Raw genomic sequence first — 16,111 nt, 5'->3', positions numbered from 1 at the left:
ATCACCTAGCGCACGGCGTGCCCGGCAGGAAGAGCAAGGGCGTGCGGTGAGGCGAATCGGCGCCCCCATAAAAACACCGAAGGAAGGATGAACGCATGGACTGGATCGCGGAACGGGACTGGCCCCGCCTGGAACAGGGCCTGGCCGGCAGGCTGCGGCGTGACTGCGGCGCGGACTGGGAGCGGTTCATCCATCATCCCTTCGTGCGCGGCATGGCGGAAGGGACGCTGCCCGAGGCCGATTTCCGGCGGTTCCTGATCCAGGATTATCTGTACCTGATCCAGTATGCGCGGGCCTATGCGCTGGCGATCTACAAGGCCGATACGATGGAGGACATGCGCTCGGCCTCCGGTATCGTGTCCGGCCTGCTGGATACCGAACTGGCGCTGCATATCGCCTATTGCGCCGGATGGGGGCTGGGTGTCGAGGATCTGCACGACCAGCCCGAATCGCTGGAACTGCTGGCCTATACACGCTTCATTCTCGATCGGGGGCAGACGGGCGATCTGCTGGACCTGATCGTGACGCTGGCGCCGTGCCTGATCGGCTACGGTGAAATCGGTGCCCGATTGATGGCGGACCCGGCGACCCGGCGGGAGGGGAATCCCTACTGGGACTGGATCGCCCTCTATGGGGGCGAGAAGTTCGTCGGGCTGGTGGATGCCGGGCTCATGACGCTGGACAGGCTGGCCGGGCGCTATGGCGCGGAAGGGCGCTATCCCGCGCTGCTCGCCGAATTCCGGACCGCCGTGAAGCTGGAGGCCGCGTTCTGGCATGCCGGCCGGTCCGGCATGCTCTGAGCTGCCAGCCTAGAGGTTTGGTTGCCGGTGGCGGAAGACCAGCCGGTGGCTGAGTGTGAAATTGGCGGCGAGGCCGGCAAGGGCTCCGGCGGCCAGTGCCAGGACGGGAACGGCCCGGCAGAGGGGGAACAGCAGGAACAGCGCGAAGACCATGCCGCGATTCATGACGAAGCCCAGCGAACTGGCCAGCAGGAAGCGGACCCACTGAACCAGGGGCCGGTCGGCATGCACGACGTGCCGGAACGTCCAGAGCCGATTCACCAGCCAGTTCATGCTGGCGGCGATGAAATAGGCCAGCACGGTGGCGCCCGTCAGGCCCAGCACGGGCCGGAATCCGTAGACCGCCAGTGTGTCCCAGATCAGCCCCGTTGTTCCGACGATCCCGAATTTCAGGAATGGCCCGATCCGGGCACGCAGATCGCCTCTCACGCCGGGCGACGGGACATCGGCGGGAGAGGGGCGGGAATCCGGCACGCGCGGTCTCGTCAGCTATGGATGTGAAGGGCCGCCTTCACATCATGGCGGAAGGGAGCGCGCAATAAAAAAGGGATGCCCGAAGGCATCCCTCTTTACCCTGTCGAACCAGGCGGAAACCGCCAGGATCAGTGCAGGATGATTTCCACGCGACGGTTCTGCGGCTCGCGGGTGTTCGGACCCGTCGGAACCAGCGGATGCGCCTCGCCGTAACCATGGATGTCGATCGCGTTCGCGGGAACGCCGTCACGGATCAGCTCGGCCTTCACGCTCTGCGCACGACGCTCGGACAGGCCGAGGTTGTACTTCTCGCCGCGCGGACCCGGATGGGCCGCCGAGTTGTCGGTGTAGCCGTTGACTTCGATCCGCGTCGTCTGGACGTGGGTCGAGGCCTGGGCGGCTTCGGCCACGATCTCACGCGCACGCGAGGTCAGGTCCGAACGATCCCAGTCGAAGAACACCAGGTAGGTGCGCGCCGGGGTCGGGGCGGGCGGCACAACGACCGGAGCCGGCGGCGGCGGCGGCGGCGCGGTGTCGAACGCATAGCGCAGACCCAGGATGAACTGGTGGTTGAAGCGGTGGTCGAAGTTCGCGTTGCCACGGGCTTCGCCATTCGGACGATACGACGTCATCGTGAACGAGCCGTTGTTGAAGGTCTGGCCGACCATGCGATACTGCGCCGTGACCTGCAGACCCGGAACGTTCGGGATGTCGAAAGCCGCACCGGCGATGCCCTGATAGGCGAAGCCACCCGTCGTGCCGCCCAGACGGTCAACATTGCCGTTGGAGTAGCTGGTCGTGGTCGGGTTGTAGTGCTGCCACAGATAGCCTGCACCGACACCGACGAACGGCGTCACGGGAACGTCGATCCCGAACTGCTTCAGGTCGATGTCATACAGCACGTTCACCAGGCCGCCATAGGACTGGTCGCTGCCGCTGGTCCTGGCGGGAGCGGTAACGCCGCGGTGGTTGATCTCGGAATAGTTGTAGAGACCTTCAACCTCGACGCGCAGGCCGTTGCCGAGGCCCCAGCCGAAGGAGCCGAAGCCCGTGAAGCCGTCGTGATGACGGTACTGCGACGAGCTGGAAACCGACGAGCCGGTGAAATTACCCACCGGGTTGTTGGCGAAATGGCCATGCTGGTTCTGAACCAGGTTGTAACCACCGCCCAGATCGACATACGGACCGGTAATGATTGTCGCGTTGGCTGCAACAGGTGCAGCCGCCATCAGCGTGGTGGCGAGTAATGCCGTGCGGAGACGCATTTTTTCGTCCTCTTGATCATCCGTTCGAGTAACCGTCAAACCATAGACGGCCAACCTCAGCGTGATGCTTAACCCCCTATAGAACTTCCGGTTCCGGGTTAGGAACCCGCATCGTGGGCAAAGCAGCCATTACCACTAAGCACCGTGTTGAAAAAGCAACAGTTTGTTTCGCTAGGATTACGTGCGGATTGCAACCATTTCCGCGCGAGGGTGATTCGACGGTGCTGCGCCGCGGCCCTATTGCAGGATTATGTGATATCCGCGCATCTGTGTTGCGATGCCGCAACGCATGACGGAAACGTCATGCGGCGCATCCTTCCGCCAGCAGTATTTCCCGCACCAGGCTGTCGGGAACGTCGCGGCAGGTGAACGCCTGTCCGATGCCGCGCACGAGGACGAAGGACAGGCGCCCGTCGCGCATCTTCTTGTCACGCTGCATGTGGGCGAGCAGCCTCTCGGCCGAAAATGTCTGCTCCAGGTCGCGCAGGCGCGCCGGCATGCCAAGCCGTTCCAGATGGGCCGTCACGCGCTCGACATCCGCGCTGGCGCACAGGCCCATGCGCTCGGAGGTGAGGAAGGCCAGGCGCAGGCCGAGCGACACGGCCTCGCCATGCAGCAGGCGGCCGTCATATCCCAGCTCGGCCTCCAGCGCGTGGCCGAACGTGTGCCCGAGATTGAGCAGGGCCCTGCCGTCCGATTTCCGTTCCTCGCGTTCGTCGTCGCCCACGACTGCGGCCTTGAACGCGCAGGCGCGGCGCACGGCCTCGGCCTGGCTGTCGGCATCGCCATCCAGGACCGCCTGGCCGTTGGCCTCGCACCATTCGAAGAGGGCGGCATCGCCGATCAGGCCGGCCTTGACGATTTCGGCGTAGCCGGCGCGGATCTCGCGCGGCGGCAGCGTGGCGAGGGTCGCGGTATCGGCCAGCACCGCCAGCGGCTGGTGGAACGCGCCGAGAAGGTTCTTGCCGAAGGGCGTATTGATGCCCGTCTTGCCGCCGACGGAGGAATCGACCTGCGCCAGCAGGGTGGTGGGAATCTGCACGAAGGGCAGGCCGCGCATCGTGGTCGCCGCCGCGAATCCCGCCAGGTCGCCGACCACGCCGCCGCCCAGTGCGATGACGGTGGTGCCGCGCTCGACCCCCATCTCCAGGAGGATGCCGGTCACACGCTCATATTCCGCCAGCGTCTTGGAACCTTCGCCCGGCGGCACGACGATGGTCCGGGCCTCGATTCCCTCCTGGGCCAGCCCCTGGAGCAATTGCGGAAGATGGAGGGCTTCGACGGTCGAATCGGTGACGACCACGACACGCTTCTGGGGCAGGACCGGCGAGAGCAGCACGCCGGCGTGGCGCAGGAGGTCCTCGCCGATCGTCACGTCATACCGCCAGCGATCGAGCATGACGGGAACGAGCCGCGGTTGCCGGCCCAGTGCCAGGGCGTTGATGACGGTCGCGGCACTCTGTTCCACGCTTTCTTCTCCACAATCCACGGTAATGTCTGCCTCGGCATAGGTCGGGTAACGGATGTCCATCAGTTGCGCCAGAACGTCGCGCGGATTGCCCGCGTTCAGGAGCGGGCGGTGGCCGCGCCCCTGTACCCGGCGCACCAGGATGGGCAGCGGGCAGCGCAGCCATACCGATGTCGCGCGGTCGCGGACGATCGCCCGGGTCATCGGGTCCATGAAGGCGCCGCCGCCCGTCGCCAGCACCACGGGGGGGCCGTCGAGGATGCGGCGGATGACCCGGTGTTCGCCCTTGCGGAACTCGGCCTCGCCATACTGGGCGAACAGGTCGGCGATCGAGCAGCCCGCCGCGCGTTCGATTTCCAGGTCGGCGTCGATGAACGGCATGCCGAGGCGCGTCGCGATTCGCCGGCCGATCGTCGTCTTTCCCGCGCCCATCAGCCCGACCAGAACGATGCTGTCGTCGCGTGCGCCGGGGTCGGAGAAGGGAGGCAGGGTCGTCCCTGTGTCGTGAGCGGAAGAGGCGGACGGCATCGCCTGGTCCCCGGCGGAAGGTTGAGGGGTGGACTCGGACGGATCGGAGGCGTTCTGGCGTGACATGAACGCCAACCTACCATAGAGCAAAGACAACTCGCCATGTCGCATCACGGCCGGATTTTCCGGCAGGGCGGCGGGCATCATCGCTTTGGGGTTCGGTTATGCTGCGCATCCTGCTGGCTCTTGCGGGCATTGGGGTTCTGGTCGGAATCGGTGGGTTCATGTCGCTGGGTGCGTTTCCGCCCCCGGCGCCGACCATGCCGGTACACAAGGACCTGCCGCCGGATCGATTCGTCCATTCATGAGCGGGGCCGTCCAGGCCGAATCGTTCCTGGAAATGCTGGCCGCCGAGCGTGGGGCGGCCGCGAATACGCTGCGGGCCTATGCCCGGGACCTGCGTGACCTCGAATCGTTCGCGGCGCGGGACGGGTGCGCGATGGCGGATGCCGACGCGGGTGTGTTGCGCGACTATATGGCGGGCCTCGCCCGGGCCGGCCTGTCGCCCCGGACGCAGGCGCGTCGCCTGTCCTGCCTGAAGCAGTTCTATCTGTTCCTGACCCGCGAAGGATTGCGGACCGACAATCCGGCCGCCGTGCTCGACGCGCCCCGCCTGCCGGCCACCTTGCCGCGCTTCCTGACCGAAGAGGAAGTCGATGCGCTGCTGGGCGCATGCGACACGCCGCCCGATGACGGGCGGCGCTGGCTGGCCGCGCGTGCGGCGCTGGAGATCCTGTATGCGTCCGGATTGCGGATTTCGGAATTGCTGGCGTTGCCGCGCCGTGCGCTGGCGGGCGACGCGCGGATGCTGCTGGTGCGCGGCAAGGGGGGGCGGGAGCGCCTGGTGCCGTTATCCGTCCAGGCACGCGCGGCGGCAGAGGCGCTGGCGACGCGGGACCAGGCGCTGCACAGCCCGTACCTGTTTCCCGGCCGGGATGGGCAGCGGCCGCTGACACGGCAGGGCTTCGACCGGATCCTGCATGACGTGGCACTTCGGGCGGGGCTGGACCCCGCGCGCCTGTCGCCGCATGTGCTGCGCCACTCCTTTGCCACGCATATGCTGGCGCGCGGGGCCGACCTGCGGGCCCTTCAGATGCTTCTGGGCCATGCCGACATCGCTACGACCCAGATCTATACCCATGTGCTGGCCGAACGGCTGCGCGCGGTGGTCGAGGCGCATCATCCGCTCGCGGGGGGACGGAAGGGCGTGGACGGGCTGGGGAATTCGCCCTCGTAGGGCGCGCGGCCGGTGGCACCGGGCGGTCGTGCCATCCGATGGATTTGGCAGTGGACCGGGTGGGGGGACTTGGCAGGATTCGTGGCTGTGCTATCCGCACGGGATGCGCCAGTTTCTAGATTTTGAAAAGTCGGTCGCCGAGCTTGAGAACAAGATCGACGAACTCCGTCACATGTCCGGCCCCGACGGCATCAATATCGCCGAGGAGATCGCCCGTCTGACCGAAAAGTCGGACAAGCAGCTTCGTGCCGCCTATGCCAAGCTGACACCCGGGCAGAAGGTCCAGGTCGCCCGCCATGCGCAGCGGCCGCACACGGCCGAGTATATCGGCACCCTGATCCAGGATTTCACGCCGTTGGCCGGTGATCGCCTGTTCGGCGAGGACAAGGCCGTCATCGGTGGACTCGGCCGTTTCCAGGATATTCCGGTGGTGGTGATCGGGACCGAGCGCGGATCGGAACTGGAGAGCCGGCTGGAACATAATTTCGGCATGGCGCGCCCCGAGGGCTATCGCAAGGCCCAGCGCCTGATGGAACTGGCGGGCCGTTTCGGCATGCCGATCCTGACCTTTATCGACACGGCGGGCGCGTGGCCCGGCATCGACGCCGAGGCACGCGGCCAGGCGGAGGCGATCGCGCGTTCCATCGATACCTGCCTCTCGGCCCCGGTGCCGGTGATTGCCACCGTGATCGGCGAAGGCGGATCGGGCGGTGCCATTGCGCTGGGCGCGGGTGACCGGGTGATGATGCTGGAGCATGCGATCTATTCGGTCATTTCGCCCGAGGCCTGCGCGTCGATTCTGTGGCGTGACCCCAAGCTGGCGACCAGCGCGGCCGAGGCGCTGAAGCTGACGGCCCAGGATCTGCTGCAACTGCATCTGGTCGACCGCATCATTCCCGAACCGCTGGGGGGCGCGCAGCGCGATCCGGAGGTCGCGATTCGCGCGGTGGGCGATGCCATTGCCGCCGAATTGCCCGACCTGATGTCGCTCAGCGGGGCCATGCTGGTGGCGCAGCGCCGCGAGAAATTCCTCGCCATGGGTCGCGACGGTCTGACCTGATCACCCGAATGGTGAATTGATTGCGGCCAGCCCACGGTGACGGCCCCAAGCTTATTGGTCGGGGCGGACGATCATGCAGTCCAGCCCCTGCTGGTGCAGGGACGAGCACGCGGTGGCGGCGCTGCCGCGTGCCAGGCCGGCCAGCCGCGCGCGATAGAGCGGATGCCCGTTGAATGACGGGACGGGCTGCACGACGCTGCGTGCGCCGTTCAGGGCGTTGAACGCCGCCTGCCGGGCCATGGTGTTGGCGAATCGGGCCTGGCCCTCGGAGGCGAACGCGCCGACCTGAATCGACCATTGGCCGTAATTCACGCCGGCCGGGACGGCGGCAGCCACGGGCGCGCGGGCGACGGCCGGCAGTGCGACGAATGGTGCGGCGGCCATGGGTTGAGCGGCGGTCGGCGTGGGTGGTGGGAGCGCCGACGGCAGGGGCGGCGCCAGCGGCTGGCAGGGAGCGTCGGGATCGTAGGCCGCGTCGGGGTTTTGGGCGCATTGTCGTGCGGGTGCGGCGCGCGGCACATAGGCTGCATACTGGACGGGCTGGCCGCCGGTGGGGTTGGCGATGGTGGGTGTGACGACGACGGGCGGCGCGGGCCGGGACGCCGCCGCCATGGCGACCGGCAGCCTGGCCGGCGTGGCCGATACCATCTGGGTACCGCTGCCATAGGCGGCCAGCGGGCCGCTGAGCGCGACCGCCGTGCCCAGGTTGGGGGTGACCGAGGCGAGGTAGTTGACCGTCTCGTTCGGCAGTTGCCGGCCGGTCTGGAGATAGTCGTCCAGGCGTTGCGGGCCGGCATTGTAGGCGGCGAGAAAGCCGGGGGCGCCATAGCGGTCGTACATCTGGCGGATATAGGCGGTGCCGGCGAGGATATTGTCGTGCGGTTCGTACGGGTCCGGTCCCAGTCCGTTCTGCGCCTGCATGTCGGCGTAGGTCTGGGGCATGAGCTGCATCAGGCCCATGGCTCCGGCGGACGAGGTGATCGGCTGTCCGTGCAGGTATTCATGGCCGCCCGATTCCTGCTGCATCACCGCGCGCACCCATTCCTGCGGGACGGAGAAGCGGGTCGAGGCATCGGCAATATAGGGGCGCCATGGATCTTCGGGCGGGCCGGGGGCCCGATAGGCACCATTGCGGGCGTAATAGCGGGAATAGCGCGAACCGGGCGTGCTGCTGCATGCCGCCAGCATGGCGGGAACGATCAGGGCGAGCCCGATCATGGCGGCATGGCGGCCGCGCCTCCGGCGGGGGCCGGGGGAAGGAAGGGGCGCTAGATCAGGCATAGGCCGGCGAGGTCCCGCCGTAGCGATTCAGGAAGCATGTCGCCCGCGCCGCTGCCGGCGGCCAGGTCGGGCGGTGCGTCGGCGGGGGACAGGTAGCGCCAGCCCTGGAACGGCCGCATCGGGCGCGGGGCAACCGATATGATCTCCGGTGCCAGCACCACCAGCGCGCAGGCGACCCCGTCCTCGCGCGTGTCGGGACGGATCTCGACGACGCGCTGGCGGCACAGGATCAGGCCGCCAATGACCCGGTAGAGCGAGCCGCCATCGAGGATCTCGGATGCCCGGCGGGGAAACATGCGGGTGCGCAGCCAGGGGTGGCCGGACGGCCGGGTGCCGTCCAGCCCGTCCCCGGCCCCCTCGGCCATGGTGCGCTGCCGGTGCGCCAGGTCTTCAACCGAGGCGATGCCGACCGCGAGCTTGACCAGGTGCAGCATGGATCAGGGATGCGCGGGGGCTGGATGCACGTCGCTCTGCGCCTCGCGCAGGAACGTATCCAGGAAGCGCTGCGCGTCGATCGACTGCACGATCCGCACCTTGCGGATGCCTGTCTCCTTCGGTGCCGTGGCGTCGGGCCAGACGACGACGTGGCCGTAATGCGGGCCGTTGGCGATGTCGATGTCCATATAGGCTTCGAGCGAGGTGCTGATCAGCGTGGGGTCGGCTGCGATCGCTGTCGCCATTTCATCCCACATCGGCAGGGGGTCGTAATAGGTGCCGATATAGTCCGTCATCGGTGTGCGCTTCTGCTGGATGCGCTTGAGATAGTCGCGCGTCATCATCAGGTCGTTGGACACGTTGCCGACGACGGTGATCGACGGCCACGGGGCGGTGAGGGTGATATGCGCGGCCTCGGGATCGAAGATCATGTTGAAGTCCGACGCGAAATCGACGTTGCCTGTCAGGGCGCGCATGCTGGTGTCCAGCAGGCCGCCCATGAAGATCAGTTCCTTCGCCGTGGCGGCGAAGGTCGGGTCGATGCGGATCGCCAGCGCCAGGTTGGTCATCGGCCCGGCTTCGACGATGGTGACCTGATGCGGATGGGCGTGGACCTGCCGGATCAGGAACAGGGCCGCGCTTTCCGCCGAGGGTTTCAGGCTCGGGGCGCCGTCCTTCATCGCCGGTAGCGGCGGCTGTTCGGAGGGCACCTTGTCCATCGACCCCAGTGCGCCCCATGCACCCTTCCAGGGAATGGTGCCGAACTGCTTCTCGCGCAGGCGCATCAGGGGCACGCTGTTGATCAGCGGATAGACGGCGCCGTCGGCGACGGGCACGTCGGTCCGGCCGATGATCTCCAGGAAGCGGCGGAGATGGGCGGATTCCTGGTTTTCCCAGCCATCGCCGGTGGCGACGGTAAAGCCCAGCACCTTGACGGCGGGGTTGAACAGCAGGGGGATGATCGATTGCTGGTCGGAACCGCCGGGGCCGAGAAAATCATTGTCCTCGATCACCAGTCGCGGCTCGGCCGCATGGGCGGCCGGTTGGGTGGCGGCCAGCAGGCCCGTGCCCAGGACGAGCGCCTGCAATGCGGCGGGCAGGAGGCGGCGGGAGGCGGTGTGCGTCCGGCGCCGGAAAGAGGAAAATGGCATGCTGCGTCCTGTGTGCGAGAGCCCGGCTGCCCGGTTGCCCTGAGACTGTTTTAAAAATACCGCTTCTGGCAATCCGGCGCGTGTTTTCTCCGCTTCGCCGCGATCGGCGATCAAGTCGCCGCGCTGGCCACAAAACACAATTCCGAGCCAGTTTGACGTTGGTATTTATTATTTTAAACAGTGGCTTAAAGAACCATGGCGCCGAGTAGGGCCTCCAGGCGGAGGCGGCCCGCATTCGTGGCACGCAGGACCGGCTCCTGCATCGTCCCGTCACGTACGAGATAGCCTTCTTCCTGCGCTGCCGCCAGAATCACCGGATCGAGCGCGTCTTTCATCGCCATGCCCGTGCGCTGTGCGAATCGCGCCTCGGGCACGCCTTCGGTAAGGCGCAGGCCCATCAGCAGCATTTCGCGGGCGCGGTCGCGCGATGTCAGGATGTCATCCTGCATCAGGCCGCTGCCCGTTCGTTCCACCCGTTCGGCCCAGGGTTCCGGGGCGCGGTGGCGGCGGGTGGCGTGCAGGCCGTCCGCCAGGGTTGTCCGCCCATGGGCGCCGGGGCCGATTCCGAGATAATCGTCATAGCGCCAGTAGGTCAGGTTATGACGGCTTTCCGCGCCCGGCCGGGCGTAGTTCGAGACCTCGTAGGCGGCCAGTCCGTGACCGGCGGCGACCGTGGCGGTTTCCTCGTACATCAGGGCCCCCGAATCCTCGTCGGGCAGGGTCAGCAGTCCCTGGCGGTGCAGCCCTTCGAAGCGGGTGCCGGGCTCGATGGTCAGCTGGTAGAGCGACAGATGGTCCGATACCAGGGCGAGGGCCCGGTTCAGTTCGGCCCGCCAGGCGGCCGGCGACTGGTCCGGCCGTGCATAGATCAGGTCGAACGAGATGCGCCCGAACAGGTCGCGCGCCGTTTCCAGCGCCGCGATGGCCTGGCCGGCGGAATGTTGCCGCCCCAGCAGCCGCAGCGCGTCATCATCGAGGCTCTGGATGCCCAGGGACACCCGATTGACCCCGGCATCGCGAAAGGCGCGCAGCCGCCCGATCTCGACGCTGGTGGGGTTGGCCTCCAGCGTGATCTCCAGATCGGGCGCCGTGGCGAACAGGGACCGGGCGTCGGCGATCAGGGACGCGACCGTCTCGGGCGCCATCAGCGATGGTGTGCCGCCGCCGAAGAAGATCGACCCCAGCCGGCGCGGGCCGTCTTCTGTCAGGCGGGCTGCTTCATGGGCCAGTTCGCGCCGCAGGGCGGCGGCGAAGCGGGCCTGGGGAATGGTGTCGCGGACATGGCTGTTGAAATCGCAGTACGGGCACTTGGCTAGGCAGAATGGCCAATGGACATAGAGCGCGAGGGGCGCCCCGCCATCGGCCGGCGCTGGTGCGTCAGATGGCAAGCCGCACGCCCAGTTCCACCACGCGATCGGGCGGAATGCGGAAGAATTCGGTGGCGGGGACGGCGTTGCGCGCCATCAGCAGGAACAGCGACATCCGCCAGCGCGACATCTTGGGTACCGAGGAGCGGACCAGCAGTTCGCGGCTCGTGAAATAGGAGGCTTGCATGGCGTCGAACTCGACGCCGTTGGCCTTCAGGTCCTCCAGCGCGCGGGGCAGGTTCGGCGTTTCCATGAAGCCGTAACGCAGGATGACCCGGTAGATATTCGGCGCGAGTTGCTGCAGGGCGACACGGTGGCCGCGTGTGGCTTCCGGCTGGTCGAGGGTCTGGACGGTGACGAACAGCACGTGCTCGTGCAGCACCTTGTTGTGCTTCAGGTTGTGCAGCAGGCAGGTCGGCACGAATTCCGGTGTCGCGGTCATGAAGACGGCCATGCCGGGCACGCGGATGGTGCGCGACTGCGGCAGGCGGGCCAGGAACGAATTGACGGGCAGGCTGTCCAGTTTCTGCCGGGCCATGATCAGGCTGCGGCCGCGCTTCCAGGTCGTCATCATCAGGGTCAGCGCTGTGCCCAGCAGGACCGGAACCCAGCCGCCCTGCGGGATCTTGAGCGCGTTCGACGCGAAGAAGACGCTGTCCATGATGAAGAAGCCGCCGAACGTCGCCGCCGCCGCCGCCCGCGACCAGTGATACTGGCGGCGGAACACCACCATCGCCAGCACGCAGGTGCACATGAAGGTGCCGGTGACGGCGATGCCGTAGGCCGAGGCCAGGGCGTCGGAACTGCGGAAGGACACCACCAGGAGCAGGGCGCCGACCATCAGGAAGCGGTTGAATTCGGGCAGGAATATCTGTCCTTCTTCATCCTTGTTGGTGTGGGTGATGCGCATGCGCGGCAGGTAGCCGAGCTGGATGAGCTGGCGGCAGAGCGAGAAGCCGCCCGAAATGCCGGCCTGGCTGGCGATGACGGTCGCCATCGTCGACAGGACGATCATCGGGATCTGCATCCAGTGCGGCCCGAGCAGGAAGAACGGATTGCTGATCGCGGACGGGTCGGAAATGATCAGCGCGCCCTGGCCCATGTAGTTCAGCGCCAGGCAGGGCAGGACGCAGAACAGCCACGCATAGCGGATGGGCTGGCGGCCGAAATGGCCCATGTCGGCATACAGCGCCTCGGCGCCGGTGACGGACAGCACGACCGAGCCCAGCGCGATGAAGGACAGCCATCCGTGATAGATGATGAACTTTACCGCGTAGATCGGCGAAATCGCCAGCAGGATATGCGGGTGGCGGATGATCGCCAGCAGGCCCAGGATACCGAGCATGCTGAACCAGACCACCATGACCGGCCCGAAGATCGTGCCGACCTTGCCCGTGCCGTAGGACTGCACGCTGAACAGGCCGATCAGCACCACGATTGCGATCGGAATGATCAGTTCGCGCGCGGCGGGGAAGCTGACCTCCAGTCCTTCGACGGCCGAGAGGACCGAAATCGCCGGCGTGATCAGCCCGTCGCCGAAGAACAGGCAGGCGCCGGCGATGCCGGCCATGCCCAGGAAGAGCTTCAGCCGGCTGTCCGTGGAGACTTTCTGCGCCAGGGCCATCAGCGAGATGATGCCGCCCTCGCCATTATGGTCGGCGCGCATGATCAGGATCACGTATTTGACCGTGACGATCAGGATCAGCGACCAGAGGATCAGGCTTTCGACCCCCATGACTTCCCAGGCATCGATCCGGTGATGCTGCGAGACGACGAGGATGGTGGAGCGCAGGGCGTAGAGCGGGCTGGTGCCGATATCGCCGAAGACCACGCCCAGGACGGCCAGCAGGGCGGCGAAACCGACCGGATTGGCGGCATGTTCGTGCTGGTCGGCGCCGAATTCGGTAATCTTGGACGACGTGTCCGGATGGCCTCCGGTTTCGGCAGCCGTTGTGGCTGTCCGGGCGGGCGGCATGGATCCGGCAGCGTGGTCGACCGGGTCTGGCGTCATGTCGGGACGGCTCCGAGGAGTGTTGGCAGGCGACGGCGCGCCGGCCGCGTTAACTCCCGGCATAGCGTCATGATTCGGGGGCAGCAAGGCGAGCGGGCGGGATGGCGCCATTCGGTGGGCTGGCAGGTCGGTGGCCGAAGATCGCGCTGCCCACGCGGACATGGGTGGCACCCGCCGCGATCGCGGCCTCGAAATCCGCCGACATGCCCATCGACAGCATGGCCAGGCCGTGGGTCCGTGCCAGATCCGCCAGGTAGCGGAAATGCGGCATCGGGTCTTCCTCTGCCGGGGGAATGCACATCAGGCCGCGCACGGCGTGGCCGAAACGCTGGCGGCATGCGGTGATGAAACTGTCGGCCTGCGCGCGCGGGATGCCGGATTTCTGGGATTCGTCGCCGGTGTTCACCTGCACCAGCAGATCCGGCAGCCGCCCTGCGCGATCGGCGGCGCGGGCCAGTGCGTCGGCCAGCGAGGGGCGGTCGAGGCTCTCGATCATGTCGGCGATCCGCACCGCCTCCAGGGCCTTGTTGGTCTGCAGGCCGCCGATGACATGCAGGCGCATGGCGGGCCAGTCGGCGCGCAGGGAGGGAAACTTCTCCGCGGCTTCCTGCACGCGGTTTTCGCCGAATACGGTCTGGCCAGCCTGCAGGGCCTCCAGCACGCTGGATTGCGGGTGGAATTTCGAGACCGCCACGAGCGTGACGGCGTCTGGGGCGCGGCCCGCCCGGCGGGCCGACGCCGCGATCCGCTCCCGGATGCCGGCCAGGGCGATGGCGATCGTGGATGGGCGGGGCCGGTCGGCGGTGGGGAGGGCGGTCGTCATGGCATTACGGTTGGACGGGGCCGCGCGCCGGTCAAGGGGGATATGACACAGATTCCCCGGCTGGAGGGGTGGCGGTGGAAAGATGGGCATGCCATCAGCACGCGGCATCATGAAACAGGACGGGAGGAGCGGACGCACCATGAACCAGGGCGCACCAGACGGACGGGGGCAGCGCGGACCGCGCGGGGCCGGGGCGGACCCGACGCGGGATATCGCCTTCGATATCGTGCAGGGCGTTCTGGAACATCGCCGTATGCTGGAGACCAGCCTGGACCAGTCGCCGGCGGCGCGTGGCGCGGATGCGCGCGACCGGGCCGCAGCACACCGGTTGGCGGCCACCGTGCTGCGGCATATGGGCACGGCCGGCATGGTTCTGGAACCGTTCCTGAAGAAGGAGCCGCCGCTGCCGGTGCGCTCGGTGCTGCTGATCGGCGTGGCACAGATCCTGTTTCTGGACACGCCCGCCCACGCGGCGGTGGGCACGGCGGTCTCACTGGCCCGCCGACGTGGCCTGACGCCGTTCGCGGGCCTGGTGAATGCCGTGCTGCGCCGCGTGGCACAGGCCGGCGCGGGCGCGCTGGACGGTCTGGACCAGGACCGGCTGGACGTGCCGCCCTGGTTGTGGGGTGCGTGGGGTGACCTGGCGCGGCCGATCGCCGAAGCCCTGGGGCGCGAGGCCCCGCTTGATATGACGATGCGCCCCGGTGCGGAGTGCCCGTCCGGCGCGGAACTGTTGCCCACCGGTACGGCGCGCCTGCCGGCCGGGACACGGGTGGCGGAATTGCCTGGATATGCCGAGGGGACGTTCTGGGTGCAGGATGCGGCGGCGTCGCTGCCCGCGCGCCTGCTGGCGGCGCAGCCCGGTGAGCGGATTGCCGATCTGTGCGCGGCACCGGGGGGCAAGACGGCGCAACTGGCCTTTGCCGGGGCGGAGGTCACGGCCATCGAGCGCGAGCCGGGCCGCATGGCGCGGCTGCATGAGAACCTGGCGCGTCTCGGCCTGACGGAACGGGTGACGACCGTGCTGGGCGACGCGACCACCTGGCGGCCAGACGCGCTGCTGGATGGTGTGCTGTTGGATGCGCCCTGTTCGGCGACCGGTACCGCGCGGCGGCACCCCGATGTGTTGTGGATCAAGCGCCCGCGCGACTTGCAGGCCCTGACCGAGGGGCAGGACCGGCTGCTGGCGGCGGCGCGCGACATGCTGCGCCCCGGTGGGCGCCTGGTCTATGCCGTCTGTTCGCTTCAGCCGGAGGAAGGGCCCGAACGCGCCCGCGCCGCGATGGCGATGGGGCTGGTGCCCGATCCGTTCTCGGCGGAGGAACTGGCGATGCTGCCCGAGGCCCGGACCCCGGAAGGCTGGCTGCGGACCCACCCGGCGCTCTGGGCTGGAATCGGGGGGATGGACGGGTTTTTCGCGGCGCGTTTCCGCCGCCCCTGACATCTCCTGCGATCGTGAGGGCAAGGGTCATGGCGGGGCGGCATGCAACAGCTTGCATGCCGCCCGTGATTTCCTGTTACAGTGTTTGTCATGCCCATTCATTTCCCCCCCCTTATCGCGCCCAGTGTCCTTTCGGCCGATTTTTCGCGCATGGCGGACGAAGTCGCGGCCGTTGAGCGGGCCGGGGCCGACTGGCTGCATCTGGATGTGATGGACGGCCATTTCGTGCCGAACCTGTCCTTCGGTGCGCAACTGATCAAGGCGCTGCGCCCGCAATCGGGGCTGGTGTTCGACGTGCATCTGATGATGGCGCCTGTCGACCCGTATCTGGAGATGTTCGCCCAGGCGGGGGCCGACCATATTCATGTGCATGTCGAGGCGGGGCCGCATACGCATCGGACCTTGCAGCAGATCCGTGCGCTGGGCGTGAAGCCGGGCGTGGCCATCTGTCCGGCGACGCCGGCGCAGGCGGTGGAGGAAGTGCTGGACCTTGTGGACGTGATCCTGGTCATGACCGTCAACCCGGGATTCGGCGGCCAGAAATTCCTGACCAGCCAGTTGGAGAAGATCCGCACGCTGCGCCGGATGGCGGAGGCGACCGGCCGAGATATCCGGATTGGTGTCGATGGCGGCGTGGATGTTCGTACCGCGGCGCTGGCGACCGAGGCCGGGGCCGACATGCTGGTGGCCGGAACCTCGGTCTACGGCCAGCCGGACTATGAGCGGGCCATTGCCGATCTGCGCGGGGCGGCCAGACGGGCTGCATGATT

The 16,111-nt window shown here is 67.5% G+C and carries 15 protein-coding genes; 6 read left to right on the top strand and 9 right to left on the bottom strand.

All coding sequences use genetic code 11. From position 1 onward, the window contains the following. Positions 1-95: 95 nt before the first annotated feature. Positions 96-800: a TenA family protein gene (locus tag ACMAUO_RS03195; protein WP_420355540.1), complete on the top strand. Its 705-nt coding sequence runs from the start codon at positions 96-98 to the stop codon at positions 798-800. Positions 801-809: 9 nt separating this feature from the next. On the opposite strand, the gene ACMAUO_RS03190 is transcribed toward ACMAUO_RS03195, so the two are convergent. From ACMAUO_RS03190 to aroB, 3 genes are all read right to left on the bottom strand, one after another. After that, the gene (locus tag ACMAUO_RS03190; protein WP_420355539.1) at positions 810-1,274 is read right to left on the bottom strand and encodes a GtrA family protein; all 465 of its coding nucleotides are present in this window, start codon (positions 1,272-1,274) and stop codon (positions 810-812) included. 128 nt (positions 1,275-1,402) lie between these two features. Further along, entirely contained in the window at positions 1,403-2,539 is a 1,137-nt protein-coding gene (locus ACMAUO_RS03185; protein WP_420355538.1) for an OmpA family protein, read from the bottom strand. Between the two features lie 301 nt (positions 2,540-2,840). Continuing rightward, the gene (gene aroB, locus ACMAUO_RS03180; RefSeq protein WP_420355537.1) at positions 2,841-4,601 is read right to left on the bottom strand and encodes a 3-dehydroquinate synthase; all 1,761 of its coding nucleotides are present in this window, start codon (positions 4,599-4,601) and stop codon (positions 2,841-2,843) included. 98 nt (positions 4,602-4,699) lie between these two features. Here aroB and ACMAUO_RS03175 point away from each other — a divergent pair, with 98 nt between their 5' ends. The 3 genes from ACMAUO_RS03175 to ACMAUO_RS03165 all read left to right on the top strand — a co-directional run bounded on the left by ACMAUO_RS03175 (position 4,700) and on the right by ACMAUO_RS03165 (position 6,832). Further along, positions 4,700-4,843, top strand: a complete 144-nt coding sequence (locus tag ACMAUO_RS03175; RefSeq protein WP_420355536.1) for a hypothetical protein — start codon at positions 4,700-4,702, stop codon at positions 4,841-4,843. Beyond that, positions 4,840-5,772, top strand: coding sequence for a site-specific tyrosine recombinase XerD (locus ACMAUO_RS03170; protein WP_420355535.1), 933 nt, complete (start codon positions 4,840-4,842; stop codon positions 5,770-5,772). Before ACMAUO_RS03175 ends, ACMAUO_RS03170 begins: the two co-directional genes overlap by 4 nt. A 103-nt stretch (positions 5,773-5,875) precedes the next feature. Beyond that, complete coding sequence (locus tag ACMAUO_RS03165; RefSeq protein WP_420355534.1) at positions 5,876-6,832, top strand: acetyl-CoA carboxylase carboxyltransferase subunit alpha; 957 nt, start codon at positions 5,876-5,878, stop codon at positions 6,830-6,832. Between the two features lie 51 nt (positions 6,833-6,883). Here ACMAUO_RS03165 and ACMAUO_RS03160 read toward each other — a convergent pair whose 3' ends face one another. From ACMAUO_RS03160 to ACMAUO_RS03135, 6 genes are all read right to left on the bottom strand, one after another. Then, on the bottom strand, positions 6,884-8,050 hold the full coding sequence (locus tag ACMAUO_RS03160; RefSeq protein ID WP_420355533.1) for a transglycosylase SLT domain-containing protein: 1,167 nt from the start codon (positions 8,048-8,050) through the stop codon (positions 6,884-6,886). Positions 8,051-8,100: 50 nt separating this feature from the next. Beyond that, the gene (locus ACMAUO_RS03155) at positions 8,101-8,547 is read right to left on the bottom strand and encodes a DUF1489 family protein (protein WP_420355532.1); all 447 of its coding nucleotides are present in this window, start codon (positions 8,545-8,547) and stop codon (positions 8,101-8,103) included. Between the two features lie 3 nt (positions 8,548-8,550). Beyond that, complete coding sequence (locus tag ACMAUO_RS03150; RefSeq protein ID WP_420355531.1) at positions 8,551-9,699, bottom strand: nucleoside hydrolase; 1,149 nt, start codon at positions 9,697-9,699, stop codon at positions 8,551-8,553. Between the two features lie 185 nt (positions 9,700-9,884). Beyond that, positions 9,885-11,087, bottom strand: coding sequence for a radical SAM family heme chaperone HemW (gene hemW / locus ACMAUO_RS03145; RefSeq protein WP_420355530.1), 1,203 nt, complete (start codon positions 11,085-11,087; stop codon positions 9,885-9,887). Further along, positions 11,077-13,041 carry a potassium transporter Kup gene (locus ACMAUO_RS03140; protein WP_420357188.1) on the bottom strand — a complete coding sequence of 655 codons (1,965 nt, stop codon included), beginning with the start codon at positions 13,039-13,041 and terminating at the stop codon, positions 11,077-11,079. The genes hemW and ACMAUO_RS03140 overlap by 11 nt, the downstream gene beginning before the upstream one ends. A gap of 103 nt (positions 13,042-13,144) precedes the next feature. Beyond that, entirely contained in the window at positions 13,145-13,900 is a 756-nt protein-coding gene (locus ACMAUO_RS03135; protein WP_420355529.1) for a YggS family pyridoxal phosphate-dependent enzyme, read from the bottom strand. Between the two features lie 139 nt (positions 13,901-14,039). On the opposite strand from ACMAUO_RS03135, the gene ACMAUO_RS03130 reads away from it, so the two are divergent. Continuing rightward, positions 14,040-15,341, top strand: a complete 1,302-nt coding sequence (locus tag ACMAUO_RS03130) for an RsmB/NOP family class I SAM-dependent RNA methyltransferase (protein WP_420355528.1) — start codon at positions 14,040-14,042, stop codon at positions 15,339-15,341. A 150-nt stretch (positions 15,342-15,491) separates the two neighbouring features. After that, positions 15,492-16,109, top strand: a complete 618-nt coding sequence (gene rpe, locus ACMAUO_RS03125; protein ID WP_420355527.1) for a ribulose-phosphate 3-epimerase — start codon at positions 15,492-15,494, stop codon at positions 16,107-16,109. Positions 16,110-16,111 lie beyond the last annotated feature (2 nt).

Origin of the sequence: Gluconacetobacter brunescens (genome assembly GCF_048695475.1) — a bacterium.
Lineage (GTDB): Bacteria > Pseudomonadota > Alphaproteobacteria > Acetobacterales > Acetobacteraceae > Gluconacetobacter.
Note: the sequence above shows the minus strand (reverse complement) of the source record. Positions and strands in the feature narration are given on the sequence as shown.